22 protein-coding genes are annotated in these 20,530 nt (G+C 39.2%); 2 read left to right on the forward strand and 20 right to left on the reverse strand.

Annotation, left to right across the window (positions count from 1 at the left end):
• Positions 1 to 4: 4 nt before the first annotated feature.
• The 7 genes from yqeK to MHH70_RS04950 all read right to left on the reverse strand — a co-directional run bounded on the left by yqeK (position 5) and on the right by MHH70_RS04950 (position 5,173).
• Entirely contained in the window at positions 5 to 565 is a 561-nt protein-coding gene (yqeK, locus tag MHH70_RS04920; RefSeq protein WP_342472703.1) for a bis(5'-nucleosyl)-tetraphosphatase (symmetrical) YqeK, read from the reverse strand.
• Entirely contained in the window at positions 543 to 1,124 is a 582-nt protein-coding gene (locus MHH70_RS04925; protein ID WP_342472704.1) for a nicotinate-nucleotide adenylyltransferase, read from the reverse strand. Before MHH70_RS04925 ends, yqeK begins: the two co-directional genes overlap by 23 nt.
• Positions 1,125 to 1,136: 12 nt before the next feature.
• Complete coding sequence (gene yhbY, locus MHH70_RS04930; protein ID WP_342472705.1) at positions 1,137 to 1,442, reverse strand: ribosome assembly RNA-binding protein YhbY; 306 nt, start codon at positions 1,440 to 1,442, stop codon at positions 1,137 to 1,139.
• An 86-nt stretch (positions 1,443 to 1,528) separates the two neighbouring features.
• Positions 1,529 to 2,353: a shikimate dehydrogenase gene (gene aroE, locus MHH70_RS04935; RefSeq protein ID WP_107942452.1), complete on the reverse strand. Its 825-nt coding sequence runs from the start codon at positions 2,351 to 2,353 to the stop codon at positions 1,529 to 1,531.
• Between the two features lie 19 nt (positions 2,354 to 2,372).
• Positions 2,373 to 3,476, reverse strand: a complete 1,104-nt coding sequence (gene yqeH / locus MHH70_RS04940; protein WP_342472706.1) for a ribosome biogenesis GTPase YqeH — start codon at positions 3,474 to 3,476, stop codon at positions 2,373 to 2,375.
• Positions 3,476 to 3,994 (reverse strand): YqeG family HAD IIIA-type phosphatase, encoded by a 519-nt coding sequence (locus tag MHH70_RS04945; RefSeq protein ID WP_066171392.1) that lies wholly within the window; start codon positions 3,992 to 3,994, stop codon positions 3,476 to 3,478. The genes yqeH and MHH70_RS04945 overlap by 1 nt, the downstream gene beginning before the upstream one ends.
• 396 nt (positions 3,995 to 4,390) lie before the next feature.
• Entirely contained in the window at positions 4,391 to 5,173 is a 783-nt protein-coding gene (locus tag MHH70_RS04950; RefSeq protein ID WP_066171395.1) for a phosphatidylserine decarboxylase, read from the reverse strand.
• Positions 5,174 to 5,476: 303 nt separating this feature from the next.
• Between MHH70_RS04950 and pssA the strand changes: the two genes are divergently transcribed.
• Together pssA and sigK are read left to right on the forward strand one after the other, a co-directional pair.
• Positions 5,477 to 6,016, forward strand: coding sequence for a CDP-diacylglycerol--serine O-phosphatidyltransferase (pssA, locus tag MHH70_RS04955; RefSeq protein WP_066171399.1), 540 nt, complete (start codon positions 5,477 to 5,479; stop codon positions 6,014 to 6,016).
• Between the two features lie 257 nt (positions 6,017 to 6,273).
• Positions 6,274 to 6,975 (forward strand): RNA polymerase sporulation sigma factor SigK, encoded by a 702-nt coding sequence (gene sigK / locus MHH70_RS04960; protein WP_042478132.1) that lies wholly within the window; start codon positions 6,274 to 6,276, stop codon positions 6,973 to 6,975.
• A gap of 561 nt (positions 6,976 to 7,536) precedes the next feature.
• Here sigK and mtnN read toward each other — a convergent pair.
• From mtnN to alaS, 13 genes are all read right to left on the reverse strand, one after another.
• The gene (gene mtnN, locus MHH70_RS04965; protein ID WP_342472707.1) at positions 7,537 to 8,229 is read right to left on the reverse strand and encodes a 5'-methylthioadenosine/S-adenosylhomocysteine nucleosidase; all 693 of its coding nucleotides are present in this window, start codon (positions 8,227 to 8,229) and stop codon (positions 7,537 to 7,539) included.
• A 29-nt stretch (positions 8,230 to 8,258) separates the two neighbouring features.
• A complete protein-coding gene (locus MHH70_RS04970) occupies positions 8,259 to 9,002 on the reverse strand; it encodes a YrrS family protein (RefSeq protein ID WP_342472708.1) in 744 nt (247 codons plus the stop codon).
• A gap of 204 nt (positions 9,003 to 9,206) precedes the next feature.
• Positions 9,207 to 9,698: a transcription elongation factor GreA gene (greA, locus tag MHH70_RS04975; RefSeq protein ID WP_066171405.1), complete on the reverse strand. Its 492-nt coding sequence runs from the start codon at positions 9,696 to 9,698 to the stop codon at positions 9,207 to 9,209.
• 505 nt (positions 9,699 to 10,203) lie between these two features.
• Complete coding sequence (gene udk / locus MHH70_RS04980) at positions 10,204 to 10,839, reverse strand: uridine kinase (protein ID WP_107942450.1); 636 nt, start codon at positions 10,837 to 10,839, stop codon at positions 10,204 to 10,206.
• Entirely contained in the window at positions 10,840 to 12,117 is a 1,278-nt protein-coding gene (locus MHH70_RS04985) for a U32 family peptidase (RefSeq protein ID WP_342472709.1), read from the reverse strand.
• Positions 12,118 to 12,135: 18 nt separating this feature from the next.
• Positions 12,136 to 13,068 (reverse strand): peptidase U32 family protein, encoded by a 933-nt coding sequence (locus MHH70_RS04990; RefSeq protein ID WP_107942448.1) that lies wholly within the window; start codon positions 13,066 to 13,068, stop codon positions 12,136 to 12,138.
• Positions 13,069 to 13,073: 5 nt separating this feature from the next.
• Entirely contained in the window at positions 13,074 to 13,706 is a 633-nt protein-coding gene (locus MHH70_RS04995; RefSeq protein ID WP_107942447.1) for an O-methyltransferase, read from the reverse strand.
• 289 nt (positions 13,707 to 13,995) lie between these two features.
• Positions 13,996 to 15,114 (reverse strand): endolytic transglycosylase MltG, encoded by a 1,119-nt coding sequence (gene mltG, locus MHH70_RS05000; RefSeq protein ID WP_066171421.1) that lies wholly within the window; start codon positions 15,112 to 15,114, stop codon positions 13,996 to 13,998.
• Positions 15,115 to 15,658: 544 nt separating this feature from the next.
• On the reverse strand, positions 15,659 to 16,174 hold the full coding sequence (locus MHH70_RS05005; RefSeq protein WP_066171424.1) for a DUF1292 domain-containing protein: 516 nt from the start codon (positions 16,172 to 16,174) through the stop codon (positions 15,659 to 15,661).
• Between the two features lie 166 nt (positions 16,175 to 16,340).
• Positions 16,341 to 16,631 (reverse strand): DUF1292 domain-containing protein, encoded by a 291-nt coding sequence (locus MHH70_RS05010; protein WP_066171427.1) that lies wholly within the window; start codon positions 16,629 to 16,631, stop codon positions 16,341 to 16,343.
• Positions 16,632 to 16,765: 134 nt separating this feature from the next.
• Positions 16,766 to 17,188, reverse strand: coding sequence for a Holliday junction resolvase RuvX (gene ruvX / locus MHH70_RS05015; protein ID WP_107942446.1), 423 nt, complete (start codon positions 17,186 to 17,188; stop codon positions 16,766 to 16,768).
• Positions 17,185 to 17,457 carry an IreB family regulatory phosphoprotein gene (locus MHH70_RS05020; protein ID WP_066171433.1) on the reverse strand — a complete coding sequence of 91 codons (273 nt, stop codon included), beginning with the start codon at positions 17,455 to 17,457 and terminating at the stop codon, positions 17,185 to 17,187. The genes ruvX and MHH70_RS05020 overlap by 4 nt, the downstream gene beginning before the upstream one ends.
• A gap of 203 nt (positions 17,458 to 17,660) precedes the next feature.
• Complete coding sequence (gene alaS / locus MHH70_RS05025) at positions 17,661 to 20,321, reverse strand: alanine--tRNA ligase (protein WP_066171436.1); 2,661 nt, start codon at positions 20,319 to 20,321, stop codon at positions 17,661 to 17,663.
• Positions 20,322 to 20,530: the final 209 nt, after the last annotated feature.

Here is a 20,530-nt window from a genome sequence, read left to right on the forward strand (position 1 = left end):
TTATTTAATCCTCTCTTATATAGTAGTTATAGCATTCGATTGATTGTGGATAAATCGCCAATTCCATCTTTATTAAATGTGCCACTGAATGATGAATACATGTACGCATCGCGATTGTTAAATCTTTCTGTGCGATTTTACGTAAATCATCAACACCCGGAAACTTGCGATTTGGCTCAATCATATCTGCTATAAAAAGTATTTTTTCTAACTTCGTCATATTCGCGCGCCCTGTTGTATGGTAGCGAATGGCATTTAAAATCGTTGCATCTGCAATTTGAAATTCCGTTTGCGCTATCCACGCACCGACAGGTCCATGTAAAATTTCAGTGCCCCAAGCAATCAATTCATTTCCTAGCTGATGTGTACGAACAATTTCTCTCATCCATTCCTCATCAGCATATTTTACAACATCATGTAAAATCGCTGCTACTTCTGCTTTTTTTGCATCTTCATTATAACGCTTCGCTAGCTGAATCGCAGTTTCCATTACACCAATTGTATGAATATAACGTTTTTTTGGCATACGTGGTTTTATTGCATCAAGTAGTTTTTCGCGCTCCATAAAGACCTTCCTTTCGAATATATGCCTCTACTGCCTCTGGTACAATATACTTTAATGGCCCATCATTTTGACAGCGCTGGCGAATAACTGTAGAAGACAAATTCATTTCAGGTGTCTCTAGTAATTGTACTGGATACGTTGTTGTTGCTTCTGTTCCTGGTCGTTTAATCCCTACAAATTGTACAAAAGTGACAAGCTCCTCAATATGATACCATGTATGCAAGCTGTCAATCATATCGCCACCTATAATAAAATAAAACCGCGTATTAGGCTCGCGCTCCTGCAATAAGTGCATTGTATTATACGTATAGGATATGCCGCCACTTTCCAGCTCGCTCTTCTCTACCTTGAAATAAGGTACATCTGAAATTGCTAATTGAAGCATTTGTATTCGCTGCTCATCTGTTGCAAGTAGCTGTACCTCTTTATGTGGCGGTATGGCATTCGGCATAAAGCGCACCTCATCTAACTTTAACGCATGAAAAGCTTCATTCGCCATTAGCAAATGACCGTTATGTGGTGGATTGAATGTGCCCCCTAAAATTCCCACTCGTTTCATTAACTACTCACCTTACTTTTTTGTCGCCTTCGGTAATATAATTTTTTTATTTTGACGCGATTCCTTATACAAAATAACTGTTAAGCCAATTAATTGAACTAACTCCGCTCTTGTACCTTGTGCTAGCGCTTCAGCTACTTCATGTTTATCGTCCTCACAATTATCTAAAATACGCACTTTAATAAGCTCGCGTACTTCTAATACATCGCGCAATTGTGCAAGCATCGCATCATTGACGCCGCCCTTCCCTACTTGAAAAATCGGGTCTAAATGATGTGCCTCAGCACGTAAAAAGCGCTTTTGTTTACCAGTTAACATATATATATAAATCCTCCTGTGGAATCGGGCGTTTGTGTTTTTTTGAAGGGTTAAAAATATTAAATTCACTGCCCCAATTCCATATTTTATTTTAATTGTGCTGTTAATTCAGCCATCATATTCGCTGTATTTGGATAATGCCCTAGCCAATAATTGTAGGCAATCGCCCCTTGATGCACAAACATCCCCAATCCATTGACAATCGTTGCACCTTTGCTCTTTGCAGCCTGTAAAAAAGGTGTCATTAACGGATTATAGACAATATCAGCTGCAATAGCGCCTTGTGGAAACTTGTCTAAGGAAAAAGGTAATGTAAGTGTGCCACTTGTCATGCCAGCAGGAGTTGTTTGAATAAAAATCGCATACTCGTGTAGCTCATTCTCAGCCTGCTCTAAAGAAATCGCTTGACCACAGCCGAGCTGCTCTATAATCGACTCTGCTTTAGCAATGGTACGATTCGCAATTGTTATCTGCTTATAGCCTGCTGCAAATAGTGCAAAGGCGATGCCTCTCGCAGCACCACCAGCACCGATTAACAAAATTTCTTTTTCTTTATGCGCTGTACTAACGGCATCTTCTAATGAACGAACAAATCCTGCGCCGTCCGTATTATAGCCTTTATATTTCCCTTCAGCTGTTTTTACAACCGTATTAACAGCGCCCATTTTTTCAGCTTGCTCATCTAGCTCATCTAATAGCGGAATTATTGCTTCTTTATGCGGTATCGTTACATTCCAACCCGATGCACCTAACTGCTTCAGCGAGGCAACCGCTTGCTGTAGCTGGCTAGCCTCCACATGAATCGGTATATATGCTGCATCGACATTCATTTCATGATACCAAGCATTGTGCATTGTTGGTGACTTTGAATGACTAATCGGGTCACCAATTACTGCAAACCATTTCTTCATCTCTACTCATCCTCTAACGTTAAATTAATGACGGGCGAATAAATACTTGCACTCCTTTTGGGGCATATGCTGCTATAACTACATTGGCATGTTGTGCTGTAATCCAGCCAAGCCCAGAAAAGACGATATCCGTTTTTGCTTCTTTAATTGAAAATTCATGACGCACAAGCTCAGGCAATTGCCCAATAAATTCTTTTGTCGGTGGTGCTAATAGCTCTCCTTTGTGCTCCGCATATAAATCATCAGCCTTTTCAAGCTTTGTGCGATGAATTGGTAAATCATTTGCTACATGCACAGTAAAGGCAGAGCGCTCTCCTCTAATAAAATCAAAGCGAGCAAGCGCACCAATAAATAATGTTTGACCAGCATTTTGCTGATAGACCTTTGGTTTAATTTCCTTTTTCGGCATAATATATTTCAATTCGCTAGCATCTAAATAATGCGCCATCTGATGATGATTTATAATGCCCGGTGTATCATAAAGCGCCGCACCATCGTCCAGCGGAATTTCAATCATATCTAATGTTGTACCTGGGAAATGAGAGGTTGTAATGACTTCTCCTTCACCTGTTGCCTGCTTAATAATACGGTTAATAAAGGTTGACTTTCCTACATTCGTACAGCCGACAACGAAAACATCCTTGCCTGCACGGTGCGATTCAATCGCCTCGACAACCTCTGCCATACCTTTTCCTTTATGCGCAGAAACAAGCATTACATCAACAGGCTTTAAGCCAAGTGCCTTCGCCTCTCGCTTTAACCAATTAATGACCTTTTGCGGTTTCACCGACTTTGGCAATAAATCCACTTTGTTTGCAACGAGCAATACTGGATTTTTACCAACGAAGCGATGAAGCCCAGGCAGCCAGCTACCGTTGAAATCAAAAATATCGACAATTTTGACGATGAGCCCTTGCTGCTCTCCTAAGCCGTTTAAAATGCGTAAGAAATCATCATCTGTTAAGTTAACAGGCTGAATTTCATTATAGTTTTTTAAGCGGAAGCAGCGCTGACAAATAATTGTCTCCTTTTCTAAAGACGAGGCGGGGGCATAGCCTAGCTTATCTTTATGCTCTGTTTGAATCACTGCTCCACAGCCTATGCATTGTGGCATTTCGACCATTATTTTTCCTCCCAAGTTGTAATTCCTTTACGTTTTAAATCATTAAAAATTCTACGCTCAATAAAGCGATTAAATAATGTAACTACCCCATCTGATTCAGCCACTGGGCGCACTAAAAATGTATATAGCTTTTGACGTTTACCACCAAAAATATCCGTCAATAGCTGATCTCCAACCATCGCAACCTCATTACGGCGTAAACGTAGCTGTAATAGACCCGCATAATATGCGGAACCAAGCGGTTTTCTAGCACGATGGATATAAGGGATACCGAGCGGTTTAGCAAAATGCTGCACGCGCTCTTCATTATTATTAGATACGATAATAACACGAATACCCGCAGCCTGTAATTGCTCAAGCCATGTCATTATTTCCTCCGTCGCGTCTGCTCGATTCCACTCCACAAGCGTATTATCTAAGTCGGTAATAATCCCTTTAATGCCCAGCTCATTTAAGATTTCTGGTGTAATTTCATGCACGCTATTCACATAAGCATCTGGTAATAAAAAATTATACAATATCTTTACTCCTTTAAATATATTGCGAATGTAAGGGCTGTCCAAAAAGTAGGCTAACGCACCACTTTCCAGACAGCCATTTGCTTCTCTCACAGCATCTATGCTTTTTTATCCAGCATTCACGGGCAGTAAGACACCTACTTCAAGACTTAAGTGAAAATCGACTTAAGAATCAACTGCCCGCAAATGCCCGATTGAGGCCAACACGATGTTGGTCACACAAGCATTTTCGCAGGATGCGAAGGTCTTAGCTTGTGTTCCTCTATCAACAATCAGTGGAGATGAGGAAAACCCTCACTGATTGAAGTTTCACTTTATTTGGATAACAAAAAATGTTTTATGCGACAACTTGAGATTGCTTTTTAAAGCTGTGAAACCCTACATATTCTTTCGCTATTATAACATAGTTGCAAAGGCTTCTCCCATTCTAATCGCATGCCCTTGCACGATATTTTCGTGAAAAGAAATCGTTGCATTTTCAAACAGCATCACAACAGTTGAACCAAATGAGAAATAACCGACTTCTTCTCCCTTTTTCCATGTCTTTGTCGTATTCGTTAAAACGATGGAATTGACAAATGTCGCACCTACTTTAATAAATGCGGCGTGTGCGTCATTGCCATAGACAAGCTCACTTACCATACGATAATTATGGCTAATTGGCTTTTTACCATATTGCAAGCCAACTTGATTGACGGGATATGATTTTCGACCGAGAACATATTGCTTCTCCACATAGGCATCAACAGGGCTGTGCATGCGATGATAATCTGCTGGACTTAGATAAAACACGATATATTGTCCTTTATCGTAGCGCCGCGCTGCCTCTTCATTACCTAATAAATCCACAAGCGAATAGGGCTTTTCCTTTACTGTTAAAATGAGTTGTTCCTTGATTTCTCCAAATGCCTCTATTTTTGCATCAACAGGACTAGCGAGTAGTGAGGCATCTTGATTGATTGGGCGAGCATCTACTTTTAGCTCGCGTGTAAAAAAATCATGCAAGCTTTGAAATTGCTCCATTTTTTTTGAAACTTCTTCTATATTAATATCGTATAATTTACTATAGCTTCGAATAAAATTTTTACTATAGCCCGATTTTGCAAATTTCATTAAGATGCTAGAACTTGTCTGACCATTCGTCAATTCAATAAGTTGTTGATAAATTTTTTCTTTCATCATGAATCCTCCGTTGCATTTATTCCATATAGCAGGCTTGTTTGAGTAAGAGATAACAAACCTGTAAAAATCGATTAGTGAAGCTAACAATCCGCCAAAGCCCGCTCGTAACTTAGCGTATTGGAAAGCCTTTACTACCTATTTTTAGTGGGAAGTAAGTAATTTAGTTGAATACATCAAAATAATGCTATGCTATTATATAGTTTAACAGCTTATTAGAAAAGTAGATATATTTTAAAGCTCTATCATTTTAGCGCTTAAAACAGTATAATAGAAAAATATTCAGTCGAAGGAGTGTTTCTAATGTTTCTTCTCCAAAAAGTTGATTTAACTGTGAAGAAAATAAAATCGAACGCTGCCAATTTAATTACGCTTCTAAATTTATCGTTTGGTGGTGCATCTATTATGGCATCGTTAAACGAAGCATATAACTATAGTGTACTATTTATTTTTATTGCAGCATTTTTAGATCGTTACGACGGTAAAGTCGCTCGAAAATACAATCAGGAATCCGCGCTTGGCAAACAGCTCGATTCAATGGGAGATATCATTTCATTCGGTGTCGCACCTGCAATTTTAATGTATGAAATTATTTTCTCGAATTTTGGTCTCCCAGGTATGTTTATCACAGTCTTTTACATTACATGTGGCGCCTTCCGCTTAGCGCGCTTTAATTGCACGGAAACATCTGGTTACTTTGTAGGACTACCGATTACAGCAGCAGGCACATTATTAACGATTACATTTTTCTTAGTGCCAATTTTTTCACCTGTCTTTTATTTAATCGTGTCACCATTACTAGCGTTGTTAATGATTAGCACATTTACATTAAAAAAAGTTTAACAACATAAAGGCTATCTGAAAAAGTTACTACTTTTTCAGATAGCCTTTGCTTTTTATTATTCGATGCAAATAGACCACTTCGGATATCGCTAGCCTATCAATTACATTTTCACTACATTGTGCTTCTGCGGTGGTCGCATTCCATGCCACCATCCTCGACGCAAAAGGAGCATCTCAAAATGAATTTTCAGACGATCCTTTTCATGAAGTGCTAAAAATCGACATATACTGCTAAAAAGGCGGAAGGATGAAGCATTTTGAGCGGTATATTTTTTTCGCTCATTCAACTATGGTTAGAATTCCCTTCATTGCTCGGCTATTTAAAGGGGCAGGCGTTTTCTAAGCCATTTTCTCGTGAAGAAGAAGCAGAAGTACTAGAAAAATATTTAGCTGGGGATGAACAAGCGCGCCTTGATTTAATTGAGCGCAATATGCGACTTGTTGCACATGTCGTTAAAAAATTCCATCCTCCTCACGAACAGCTCGATGATTATATTTCCATTGGTACAATCGGTTTAATGAAGGCGGTCGCTAGTTATACGCCTGACAAAAAAACAAGGCTCGCCACATATGCGGCAAGATGTATTGAAAATGAAATACTAATGCATTTACGCGCACAAAAAAAGGTTCAAAAGGATATTTCACTTTTTGAATCCATTGGCGTTGACTACGAAGGGCAATCATTACAAATTCGTGACTTATTACAGTTAGATGAACAGCCCGCAATCGATATTTTAGAGCAGCAGGAGCGCTTTGCGCAGCTGTACGCCTATTTAAATACATTAGATGAACGAGAACTGGAAATTATTACGTATCGCTATGGATTGCAGCACCAAGAGCCATTAACGCAAAAGGAGATTGCAAAAAAACTCAATATATCGAGAAGCTATGTATCACGCATTGAAAAAAGAGCCTTGATTAAACTTTATCAGCAATTTAAACATAATCAGAAAGATTAGGGATGGCGTCTAACAGGCTGTACAGTTGCCGACTTGTTGGACGCAAACAGTGATGCTTTTTAAAATGAAGCACTCATTAAAAAGCGATAGGCTTTTAAAACATTAAGGTGAGCCGTATTGCCTTTTAGTTAAATTGAGTAGCTCCGTTGCAAGTTTATTGAGCGCTCATCGTGTTTTTAAATGAATCGGCTGTTTGATACGGCAAGTTTGTTTTGGCAACGCATTGAAAGAAAGGCTTTCTTTTCTTTATGGCAAATACCTCAAAAGCTGTTGTTTTTCTCGTTTTCAAAGTAAACCTTCTTTATTTTCATAAGCAAACATTAGCAAAAGCGTCCAAAACGCCGGCAACCGCACGGCTTTTTGGACGCTCTCTTTATGCAGCATTATCATGTATATCTGCTGAAATAATAAGCATTAATACTACTGTCGCCATAATTGCTGCTGTCGCAATAAATACCATAAATATCTTCTCCTCACGACTAGTCATTTATTATAGCTTTATCGTATCATTTTTAACAATAGTCTGACTGTGACTTTTTTAACACTTCCCATGTAAAAAAGCTAAAGCTTTGTAATTGCCTTTAGTACGACCTCTGTCGAATGCTTAGCAGCAGTTGGTAAAAATTCATCAAAGGTAATATTCGATTCTTTTCCAGCAATATCAGATAATGCTCGAATAACAACGAATGGAGTTACAAATTGATAACAAACTTGTGCAACAGCCGCTGCCTCCATTTCCACCGCCTTCATTTGAGGGAAATGCTGACGCACTTGTTCGACGCGAGCCGGATTATGCATAAATACATCTCCTGAGCAAATTAACCCTACTGCCGATGCATGCTCACCCACTTCAGCAACTGCTTCCTTGGCAATATTTACTAAACGTTCATCCGCCTGAAAGGCAGCGGGCATTCCTGCCATTTGCCCTATTTCATAGCCGAAAGCTGTGACATCGACATCATGATGGCGCACTTCATCCGAAATAACAACCGCCCCCACTTCAAGTGTGGCATCAAAACCACCAGCGGAGCCTGTATTAATAACAACATCCGGTTTAAATTGCTGTAGCAATAATGTAGTTGACATTGCAGCATTCACTTTTCCGATACCACTTTTTAATAGTACAACTTCTTTTCCTTCATATGTACCTGCCGTATACTCACAACCTGCGATTGTTGTCACAGTAGTATTCGTTAGTGCCGCGCGCAGTAGTTCTACTTCCTGCTCCATTGCACCAATAACTGCAATTTTCATTTATGTTTCCTCCTACAATAAGTCACCTTTTACCATGACCCTTCAATTGTGTTAAGCTTTTCTAATTTTACAGGCTTCCAGCCCTCATTTGCAACCCATTCAATACTTACACGGTATTTCTCTGTTTTGTCGGCTGAAGAAACAACTGCGATTGCTGTATTTGCACTTCCATTATTTTTAAAATTCCAAACAATACTATCATCCGCTGATAGCGATGTAGCTGCAAAAACAGTCGCTAACTTTTCCTCATAATCGATATGCCCCTCTTTAAAAACAGACGTATGCGGCTCTGTTTGCGCCGTTTTTGTTGGCTGCCAATTAGGATTAACTATCACTTCATCTACAAGTGGGTCCGTAGATGGCATTGCTATATTTTCTTGTGTAGAATCTTCTGAAGAATGCCCTGTTTGCTGCGAATCGTTTGATAAATTCGAATCATCCGTTTCATGTGATGCACTACTCTCATTAAAATCATCTGATTGATTTTGAGAAACGTCATTCGCATCCGTATCTTGCTCATTTCTATCATTTGTATTTACATCATTTGCATGTTCATCTGTTTGCTGTTCATTTGGCTCTTGCTCAGCCGCTTGATCGTCGCCTGTGAAAAAAATAATATAGCTCGCGATACCTATTAATACGATAACGAGCGCAATTAAATAGTTTAGTAAACGATTCATACTATTATTCTTTTGTTGACGACGTTGTGAACGGGAATAGTTATTTTGTTCATAATCTGCCATACATTTCGCTCCTTTATGTTTAGCTGTCATTTTCGCCTCTTTACTTATGATAGCATGACGCGCTACTTGTAAACAAAGTTCCGATGCTAATAAACAATCCACCAGAATGTTGCACGAATATGTATGAAAAAGCCCAAAAAGTAGTCATTACTTTTCGGACTTTCTATTCCGTATTTATTTTAAAACAAGCTGCTGAACTGCCTTCAAATAGCTATGAAAATCTTGCTCAATCAATTAGCCAATTTTTAAAATTTCTACTTCCATATCTCCACCTGGAGTTGTTAATTTTACTTTGTCGCCCACTCGGTGCCCCATTAATGCTTTGGCAATTGGTGAATCGTTTGAAATAAGCCCCTCTAACGGGTCTGCCTCAGCTGAACCTACAATTGTATATGATTCTTCAAAATCAGCACGCTTCCCGTCGATTAATTCGTCGAACGTCACTGTTTTTCCTAAAGTGACTGTGTCGCTTGCTGCTGACTCGTCCTCTGTAATAATTAAAGCATTGCGTAACATTGATTCAATTGTTGAGATACGGCCTTCAACAAAGCCCTGCTCTTCTTTTGCTGAATCATACTCTGAGTTTTCAGATAAATCACCGAAGCTACGAGCAATTTTAATGCGCTCTACTACCTCTTTACGCTTTACTGTTTTTAAGTGCTCTAATTCTTCCTCTAATTTAGCTTTCCCCGCTAAAGTCATTGGGTATTGTTTTTCATTTGACATAATACTCATTCCTCCATTGTTCTAAAACTGTACATTTGTTTTTTTCATATTTTATGCAATCGTTTACTTTTTAGAAATCATACTTTAATCAATTACATGTCGTCCACATTTTCTCAAGCTTAATGGGGAAAGTTAACCTAAAGCCACATCTATTAGAGTTTCTTCATCATTTTCGCTCTTTTAGATGGTGTTCCTCTTATTTTAACGGGCTTTACGCCACCTGTTGTATTTTAGATAAAGTATGTTGCTAGTAAATGTATGAATGAGCGGGCTCCATTAGAAGCTGCCCGCCCATTCTATTTGTATCTACCATATTTTCAGTTAGTTATCTCGACTTGGCGGATGTCACAGATTTTAAAATGACTTCCCTCACTTACTTTAAGTAGAAAGTTTGAACAAAAGTTAGCCTCGGCGTAATTAATCTGAAATTTACGGTTTAAACTGTTTTTTCTCTATTGCAATACAGTGAAACTGCATCTTTAAATGTAAATACTTCCCTATCATATTATACATTTGATTCAGTTTCAAGAATTGTTTTGATTTTTGTTACCATTAAATCAATTGCAACCCCATTATCCCCACCTTCTGGAATAATGACATCTGCATAGCGCTTCGTCGGTTCGATAAACATATTGTGCATTGGGCGCACTGCTGTTAAATATTGTTCGATAACGGAATCAGCTGTACGACCACGCTCCTTAATATCGCGCTGCATTCGACGAATAATGCGTAAATCAGCATCCGTATCAACAAATAATTTAATGTCCATTAAGTCACGTAAACGCTCATCCTCAAGCACTAAAATACCTTCAACAATAATAACATCCTTTGGCTCGACACAAATCACTTCGCTCGCACGTGTATGCTCAACATAATCATAAACTGGTTTATTAATTGGCTGACGCTCTAGAAGCATATTCGTGTGTTCAATTAAAAGCTCTGTGTCAAACGCTAAAGGATGGTCATAATTCGTTTGCAAACGCTCCTCAAACGTCATATGACTTTGATCTTTATAATAATAATCCTGCTCTATTACTACAACAGAATGGTCTTTAAAAACTTCATAAATGGCACGTGTAACACTTGTTTTCCCTGAACAAGAGCCACCAGCAATACCAATAACTACAGGTCGCTTTGCCATCTAGTCATTCTCCTTGCGCATCATATTTAGTTTTGTTAATGGACGATCCACTTTGAATTTTAAAATTTGTAGTGGATGACGTGCAACATCTAATTCATTGCCATCCTCATCCCAAATTTGTCCAACTGTCATTTGGAATGTCTCAATATTTGGACCAAAAAATTCAACCGTATCTCCTGGCTTGAAATAATTGCGTTGCTCCATCGTCACCATTTCTGTCTCTTTATCATAATCAAGCACAAGCCCTGCAAAATCCCATTTCACTTTGCCTGCATGGAAACCAAACATTTGCTGCTTATAGCTAGGCTCCCCTTCAAAGAATGAAGAAGCAGCTGCACGATTGGCACAGCGGGATAGTTCCTCCAGCCATTCTTTTTTTATTTCAAAGTTTTCTGGGTCTGCACAATAGGCGTCAATCACTTTACGATATACCGACACAACTGTCGCCACATAGTGAATTGATTTCATCCGCCCTTCAATTTTTAATGAATCAATGCCTAGCTCAACCATATGCGGAATAGATTCGATTAATTTCAAATCTTTCGGACTCATCGCAAACGGTGCTTCGCCATCTTTAAATAACGGCTGTTCCTCACCATCTACTTGCTCATATAAATCATAATCCCAACGACAAGACTGACAGCATCCCCCGCGGTTAGAATCACGTGCGGTCATATGGTTAGACAGTGTACAGCGACCTGAATAAGCTATGCACATTGCCCCATGTACGAAGGCTTCGATTTCAATATCGACTTCTTCCTTCATCTTTTGCATTTCAATTGCCCCAACCTCGCGCGCTAATACGACGCGATGTAGACCTTCATCCTTCCAGTACTTGACCGCCTTCCAGTTGGATAGTGATTGCTGTGTAGAAAGATGAATTTCTAACTTTGGTGCAACACGACGACAAGTTTCAATAATTAGTGGGTCTGCTACGATAATACCGCGCACACCAACCCCTTCAATTGCCTGCAAATACTCTTCAAGTCCATTCATATTTTCATTATGTGCAAAAATATTTGTTGTAACGTAAACAACAGCACCATATTTATTTGCGAAGCGGACACCTTCAGCCATTTCCTCAATTGAAAAATTGCCCGCATTTGAGCGTAAACCAAACTCCTGACCGCCGATAAATACTGCATCTGCTCCATAATGAACCGCAACTTTTAATTTTTCTAGACTACCAGCAGGGGCCAATAGCTCTGGCTTTTTTGTAATGACACGTTTGCCATCGATTATTTCGCTTATTCTATCATTTTGAATTAACTGCAGCATGACATAAGCTCCCCTTTCTTAATATACTGTTTCTTTATAAATAAAGCCTGTATCTAATGGGCGTAGCTCTGGCTGAATTTCCTCAATTTTCGCTAGAAGCTCGTCCTTCAAATCTTCATATGCCTCTTCACCCTGCTCGAAATAGGCATCAATTGCTTGACGGTATAAATTCGTTACTGTTACAACATAGTCGAAACTTTGCAATATCCCATCAAATTTTAATGAATCAATACCCGCTTCAAAAAGCTCCGTTAATTCATCAATAATACACATATCGTTTGGCGAAAAAATATGAGTGCCATTTATATCTTCATAAATCGGATATTTATTTTTACGCTCTTTATCATGTAAAAACATATTTTTACTATCTTTACGATTTTCAATTGCCATTACTTCATTTCGGTATAGGAAGTAATTGCCTAGCAGCTTTCGTTTCGATTGGAACATGCATGTCATTCCATGTACTTGCACTTCAATTTCATGCGTCGTATTTTCCTTAATTTCAACTACTTCATCTAGCGAAAGCTCGCGTGCTAGAACAGCTCGCTTCGCACCACGCTCTCCCCAATAATTCACTTGGAACCAGTTTGTCGCAATTGTTTCAGGGCTCCAATGTAAAGGTATCGTAATATTTAACTCTCGCACAACCATAACGACAGCTGGGTCTCCAAATAATAGAGCATCTACACCGATACGCTGCATTTCTTGTAAATACGCCTCTAATGCCTCGATGCGGTCATTATGGAATAGCGCATTGACTGACACATACACTTTTTTACCTGCAGCGTGAATGATTTTTGTCGCCTCTTCCACTTCGGCTACGGGAAACTCTCCAGCCAATCGTAAGCCAAACTGTTGCTCACCAATCACAAATGCATCCGCACCTGCCTCGATTAATGCTTTAATATGCATAATTGATTGCGGCGTTACTAATAATTCAGGTTTTTTCACCTTGTTCACCTCTTCAAACAAATTAATAGACCATCACCAATCGGGAAAAACGCACTTGTATAATCTGGGTGCTGTAAAATCCAATTAGTAAAGCTGTGTAAATTGCGAATCATCGTTCGCTTTCTTCTTGGTACTTCCTTCATCTCTAAATCTGATAAGCCATGCATGTACATATTATCAATGTAAAGTACACCACCTGATGGTACAAGTGGAGAATATTTTTCAAAAAACTTTTGATATTGCCCCTTTGCCGCATCAATAAATACAGCATCGAACGGTGAGGCTAACGAAGCAACATCTACTTCTAACGCATCCCCCTCAATAACTTTAATACGCTCTGCTACTTCTGAACGAGCAATAAAATTACGAGCGTGCTGTACTCGCTCAACATCACGTTCAATTGTCGTAATATGGCTATTCGGTAAAGCAAGTGCCATTCGAATCGCCGAATAACCAATAGCTGTACCGATTTCTAAAATTTTTGCTGGGTTTTGAATACGTAGCAATTGATTTAATGCATCAATGCCAATAAGCTGCATAATTGGAACATGATGCTCCTGAGCAAACTTCTCCATCTCCTGTAGTAGCACATTACGCGGCTGTATAAAAGATGCAATATACGTATCTGATAGTTCCATTTGTTTATACTCCTTTTAGACAGGCGTCCTTTTAACAAAAAGAAAAAGCGAAACGATGTGTTTACGCCTGTCGCCTATCATGTAACTCCATATGAATAGAAGGGTGTCCGAAAAATCCATATTCCACGACTTTTCGGACAGCCTTATTAGTATTTCAATATATTCTTTAAAAAACAACATCTATGATAGCACGAATGGCGAAAGAATGCGAATAATGTTTTCCTATTCTCATTTGACTATATAGTCTAAATTATTAAAGGATACTTTACTCTTTCTACAGCCCCTCATCTTAGCGTAAATACTGCTCAATATTCGCTAAATGCTCCTCATATGTTTTCGCAAAATGATTTACCCCATCTTTATCGGCTAAAAAGTATAAATAATCCGTCTGAGATGGGTTCAATGCCGCTTCAATTGAGACTTTACCTGCTCCAGCAATTGGTCCTGGTGGTAAACCTTTATTCTTATACGTATTGTAAGGGTTGTCTACCTCTAAATCCTCGTATAACACGCGATCCTTATGCGAGCCGAGTGAATACAAGACAGTTGGGTCTGTTTGCAATGGCATATCAATTGCTAAACGATTGTAAAAAACACTCGCAATTGTTTCACGGTCGGTTTGTGCAGTAGCCTCTTCCTCCAACAGTGAAGCAAATGTCAATAGCTCATGTATCGTCATTTCTTTCTCTTCTATAATAGAGCGATACTCCATGACAATATCATTCGTCGCCTTCAGCATCGTATCAATAATAACTGCAAGCGAAGGCTGTTCCTCATAAAATGGATATGTCGCAGGATATAAATAGCCTTCTAGCGCATAGCGAATATTTTCATTATAAATATCTTCTGTTAGTAAGTTTGGATATAATCCGATTAAGCTCTCAATATAAGTAGCGTCTGTAACTTTATCCATAAATTGCTGTGCAGTGAAATTTGTATTTTTTTCTATGACCGTTGCAATTTGCTCCAAGGTTAAACCTTCTGGAATCGTCATCGTAAATACTGGCTCGCGATAAACTTTCCCTGTTTTCAAGCTTTCAATAATTTCATCTAATGTCATAGCCTTTGTTAGCTTGTAATTACCAGCTTGGAACTGTGATTCATTTTTAAATTTCGCATAGTATTTAAAAATTTGTGCATTTTTTATAATTCCATTTTTTTCTAGTGTTTTTGAAATTAATGTAACACCAGAGCCCATCGGAATTTCAACCGCAATTTCAGCAGTTGCATTTGGATCAACTGGCTGCAACGCAGAGTTTACATATTTATAGCCAGAGTAGCCACCTACTCCGATTACGATAAGTGCAATTAAAGTAATAATCATCACGATACGGCGAACAATTTTTACTTCTTTTTTCTTGCGTTTCATGCTGTTAAACATTTGTTGCTTTTTTGATTCATTATCCACGGGTCAACCCCCTTATCCCGTATTAACAGGCAGTAATTTGCTCTGCGATGAGTGACCGCAGGAGCATTTCTTTTGTATATCGCTAGCAAATTTTAAGCATCTGATAAACTGCCTGTAAAAACCCGATTGGTGAAAGCTAATAATCAGTGAGGGATGATCCCCCACTGATTGAAGTTTCACTTTAATTTCTCTTTCATATCATACAAGATAATACAAAAGGTGACAACTGAAATAGGAGGCTGCTTTTAACATATCGCTTCCTTTAGAAAGGTGTTCACTTTTTTAACAAGTCTTCAAACGCTTCCTTTACATGTATGAACAGATGTTAATGACGAAATAAGTAATTTTACCTTTTTGGACATATTTCAAGGCTACTGAAACCCACTACATTTTAAAATACTTTAACATAAAATTAGGGCTGTAGGAAAAGGATATACCTTTTCCCACAGCCCCATCTTCCATATTAAATATTTGCTTACTTTTTCCAGTAGTCACAAAAGGGGCATCTCAAAATGTCTTTTCAGACGCCCCCTTATCTCTTTCTTTATTCCGCAACCTCTGCCAATGAAGCAAGTACTTTTTCAATCATTGCCCATTCAGCCTCCGATTCAATTGGTAATAGCTCTGTCACTTCACCATTCTCACCTGCGATATAGGCAGAAGCAAATACTTCAGAAGGCTCTTCTCCTTCTTCATCAACTGCGTAAAATAAATAGGCTTTCCCTTCTACATCGAAACGATGTAGAATGCGGCAATAAATATCCTCGCCGTCCTCATTTGTTAATGTCATATAGTTCGCTTGATCCTCCGAAAATTCATCAACTAGTGTGTTTAACACTTCCTGTACCATTTCCCATTCAGCTTCTGTTTCAAGTGGAGCAAAATCACTTACTTCACCAGCATCATTTAATTCGCAGCGCAGTGCCGAAATTTCACCATCATCTTCACCTTCAATTGTATAAAGCACATATGAATGCTCTTCTGCATCAAATGTAAAGATGACACGGCACACCACTTCCTCACCAGCATCATTCAATAATTTAAAAAACTGTTCGTCCATTATCATTTCCTCCTTTATTCCGTATTAATCGACTGTAGATTCCAACATCTAACTTAAAAAGGTGGCAACAGCCTGTCAAAACTAGATTATTAGCCTTGCTTTAATGCTCAAAAAGAAAGCAGAGTTGGCATACCGCCTCCCCTGCTATCCATGAAGTGACTGACTGCTATTCCTCGTCGTCGAACTCATCCTCTAATGCATTTAATACGTCTTCAATTAAATCCCATTCAGCTTCTGTTTCGATTGGCTCTAACTCGCCATCTTCACCGTTTTCAGATGGTGTAAATGATGACGCAAAAATTTCAACTTGCCCTTCATCATCCTCTTCTGCACCTACTAAAGAATATAAAACGTACGATTTACCGAATTCTTCTGAATCAAATGTGTGTAACACTTCGCAAAGTTGTTCATTACCATTTTCATCAATGATTGTAATATGACGTTGTTCTTGTTCCATTACCAGTCACCTCTTCATGTTATTTAGGCATAGCCTCATTCTTATTATCTATTCATTATACAAAATGAATATTATTTTACACATCAAAGTAAAGAAATTTTACTTTTGATGCTTCTTTAGCAAAGAAGTGATCTTTAGACAGTCCCTTTACTGTCCAAGTATCCTTGCAGAATCATGACAGCTGCCATTTTATCAATCACTTGCTTACGCTTTTTACGGCTGACATCCGCTTCGATTAACATGCGCTCCGCAGCCATTGTTGTCAAGCGTTCGTCCCATAATGTGACGGGGAATGCAAAGACTTCCTCTAGAAGCGCTTTGTACCTCTCACTAGCCTCGCCTCGTGGACCAACAGTATTATTCATGTTTTTCGGATAGCCAACAACGAACTCCGTTACAGCATATTCCTTTACAAGCTCTTTAATGCGTTCAAGACCAAATTGGCCTTGCTCCTCATCAATTTTTACCGTTTCAATCCCCTGTGCTGTCCAGCCAAGCGCATCGCTAATTGCGACGCCGACAGTTTTTGTGCCGACGTCTAATCCCATAATTCTCATTTTGTCGCCTCATTATTCTTCCTAATGTAAAATTTCACGAGTTCCTCTAAAATCTCATCTCGCTCAAGCTTACGGATTAAATTTCGTGCGTCCTGGTGGCGAGGGATGTATGCCGGATCACCAGATAACAAATAACCAACAATTTGATTTGTTGGATTATAGCCTTTTTCTTCTAATGATGCGTATACTTTTAACATCACTTGCTTTACTTCTTGTTCCATTGATTCTTCTGGAAAATTAAATTTCATTGTTTGATCAAACGAACTCAAGACCAGCACCCCGCTTTCAGAAAGTAAGGAGATGGATTTTGCCCATCTCCACTTTTTCTTCATTATACTTGATTATAAATACAAGTTCAATTACGCCTCGACTAACTCTAATCTAGATTTTCCCAAACTCACTCTGAAAATCTATGATATCCGCCGGAGGCATTCATTTCTTTCAGAGAGCATGCAGATGCCCACAGGAAAAATTAAATGCCTTTTACATAATCATACACAGAATCTAACGCTTGTTCAAGTTTTGAGCCGTCTTTCGCGCCAGCCATAGCCATATCTGGACGACCGCCACCTTTACCACCACAAGCCTCCGCAACAAGTTTTACGATATTTCCAGCATGGTAGCTTCCACCTACTAAATCTTTCGTTACCCCCGCACAAAGCATGACTTTTTCACCGTCAACAGCCCCTAAAACAATGACTGCCTTTTCCATTTTCGATTTCAAATCGTCCATCATTTGACGCAATTGATTATTGTCTTTTGCATCTACCTTTGTCGCTAAAACTGTTACATCGCCCACTTTTTGTGCCGCATCTAAAATTGCACCAGCTTGTGCGTTCGCTATTTTTTGTGACAACGATTCGTTTTCACGCTGCAATTCTTTATAATCAGCTTGCAGACCTGTTACGCGCGCTACTAAATCCTTTGGATTTGCTTTAAATTGTGCTGCCGCCTCTACTAAAACAGCTTCCTCTTCCTTCGTAGCGAAATAAGCACCCTTCCCTGTGACAGCCTCAATACGTCTTGTACCTGCCCCAATACCGCCCTCAGAAAGTATTTTAAAGAAGCCAATTTCTGAAGTACGTTGCACGTGAATACCACCACATAGCTCAATTGAATAATCTCCTACAGATACAACGCGTACAACCTCGCCGTATTTCTCACCGAATAAAGCCATTGCTCCCATTGCTTTTGCATCATCAATCGACATTTCAGCAATGACTACCGCAATATCATCCCAAACAATTTCATTTACTTTGCGCTCAATTTGTGCCAGCTCTTCCTTCGTCACTTGCCCGAAATGAGAAAAATCGAAGCGTAGGCGGTCTGGACCTACATAAGAACCCGCTTGGTTAACATGCTCACCTAAAATATCCTTTAATGCACGATGCATAATATGTGTCGCCGTATGGTTTTTAATTGTTAAATTGCGCTCTGCGCGGTTTACTGCCGCGTGTACTGCATCATCTAGATGTAGCTCACCAGATTCCACAATAATTGTGTGTAATGGCTGTCCGTTAGGTGCTTTCTGCACATCTTTAACGAAAGCTGTAAAATTATCATTAGAAATAGAGCCATGGTCCGCAATTTGACCACCCATTTCTGCATAAAATGGTGTTTCAGCAAGCATTACTAACGCTTCTTGACCTTCTGATGCAACGTTTGCTGTTTGACCATCTATCACAATCGCTGTCACCTTTGTCTCTGCTGTTAATGTATCAAAGCCGATAAATTGACTTGGCGCTGTTAAATTTGCTAATACTTCATTTTGCACTTGCATTGAGTCAACATCTTGGCGTGCTGCACGTGCGCGCTCACGTTGCTCCTCCATCGCTACTTCAAAGCCTTTATCGTCAACAGTCATTCCTACCTCTTCCGCATATTCCTCTGTTAGCTCAATCGGGAAGCCATACGTATCATATAGCCGGAATGCGTCAGCACCAGGAATAAATGTTTCTCCCGCTGCTTTTTGTGTTGCGACTACTTCATTAAAAATAGCTAAGCCGCCATCCAATGTTTCGTGGAAGCGTACCTCCTCATTTTTAATAACGCGTTGAATAAATTCTTGCTTATCTTGTACTTCTGGGTAAAAGTCATGCATAATTGCTCCAACTGTCGGCACGAGCTCAAACATAAATGGCTTTTCAATACCGATTTGCTTTGCATAACGCACAGCGCGACGCAATAAACGTCGTAATACATAGCCGCGTCCCTCATTCGATGGTAATGCACCATCGCCGATAGCGAAGGCAACTGTACGAATATGGTCTGCAATTACTTTAAATGGTGTATTAATATCTTCCTGTGAACCAAAAATCTCACTTAAATTTACTTCATGCGGACGTTTATACGAGCGGTTTGCAAATTCCTCGATTTTTTCGATAATCGGCATAAATAAATCTGTATCGAAGTTTGTTGGTACATTTTGGACCACTGAAACGATACGCTCTAAGCCCATCCCGGTATCAATGTTTTGCTTTGGTAATGGTGTATACGTATGGTCTGGATTATGGTTAAATTGAGAAAATACAAGGTTCCAAACCTCTAAATAACGCTCATTTTCCCCACCCGGATACATTTCTTCCTCTGGCGTGTTAACACCATATGCTTCACCACGGTCATAGAAAATTTCAGAGTTCGGACCAGATGGGCCTTCCCCGATATCCCAGAAGTTGCCCTCTAAACGAATGATGCGCTCCTCTGGAATGCCAATTTCATTACGCCAAACATTATAAGCTTCTTCATCCTCTGGATGCACTGTAATAGACAGAAGCTCAGGGTCAAAGCCCATCCATTTTTTATCCGTTAAAAACTCCCAAGCATAATGAATCGATTCTTTTTTGAAATAATCACCAATCGAGAAGTTCCCTAGCATTTCAAAAAACGTATGATGACGCGCTGTTTTACCGACATTTTCAATATCATTTGTGCGAATTGACTTTTGGGCATTTGTAATACGTGGGTTTTCTGGAATAATACGACCATCAAAATACGGCTTTAATGTCGCTACACCCGAGTTAATCCATAATAATGTCGGGTCATTAATAGGCACAAGAGGCGCTGATGGCTCATGATGATGCCCTTTTTCTTTAAAAAACTCTAAAAATAAGCGTCGAATTTCTGTTGCTTTCATAGCTAAAATTCCTCCTAATATTAAAAATAGTGAATGATGGACAATCAATGATTTACTCAATTTAAACCAATTACGCATCGGGATTTTGAATTGTACTTGCACAATTTATTCCTTTTCCCCCCTAACATCCACCGAAGGCTTAAGCCTACATGAAGTTGGTCACTTAGTCGTTATCTTGGTATGCGATGTTCTTAGATTGGGCTCTTCTT

The sequence above is a fragment of the Metasolibacillus sp. FSL H7-0170 genome (genome assembly GCF_038593115.1).
In the GTDB taxonomy this organism is placed as follows: Bacteria; Bacillota; Bacilli; order Bacillales_A; family Planococcaceae; genus Metasolibacillus; species Metasolibacillus fluoroglycofenilyticus.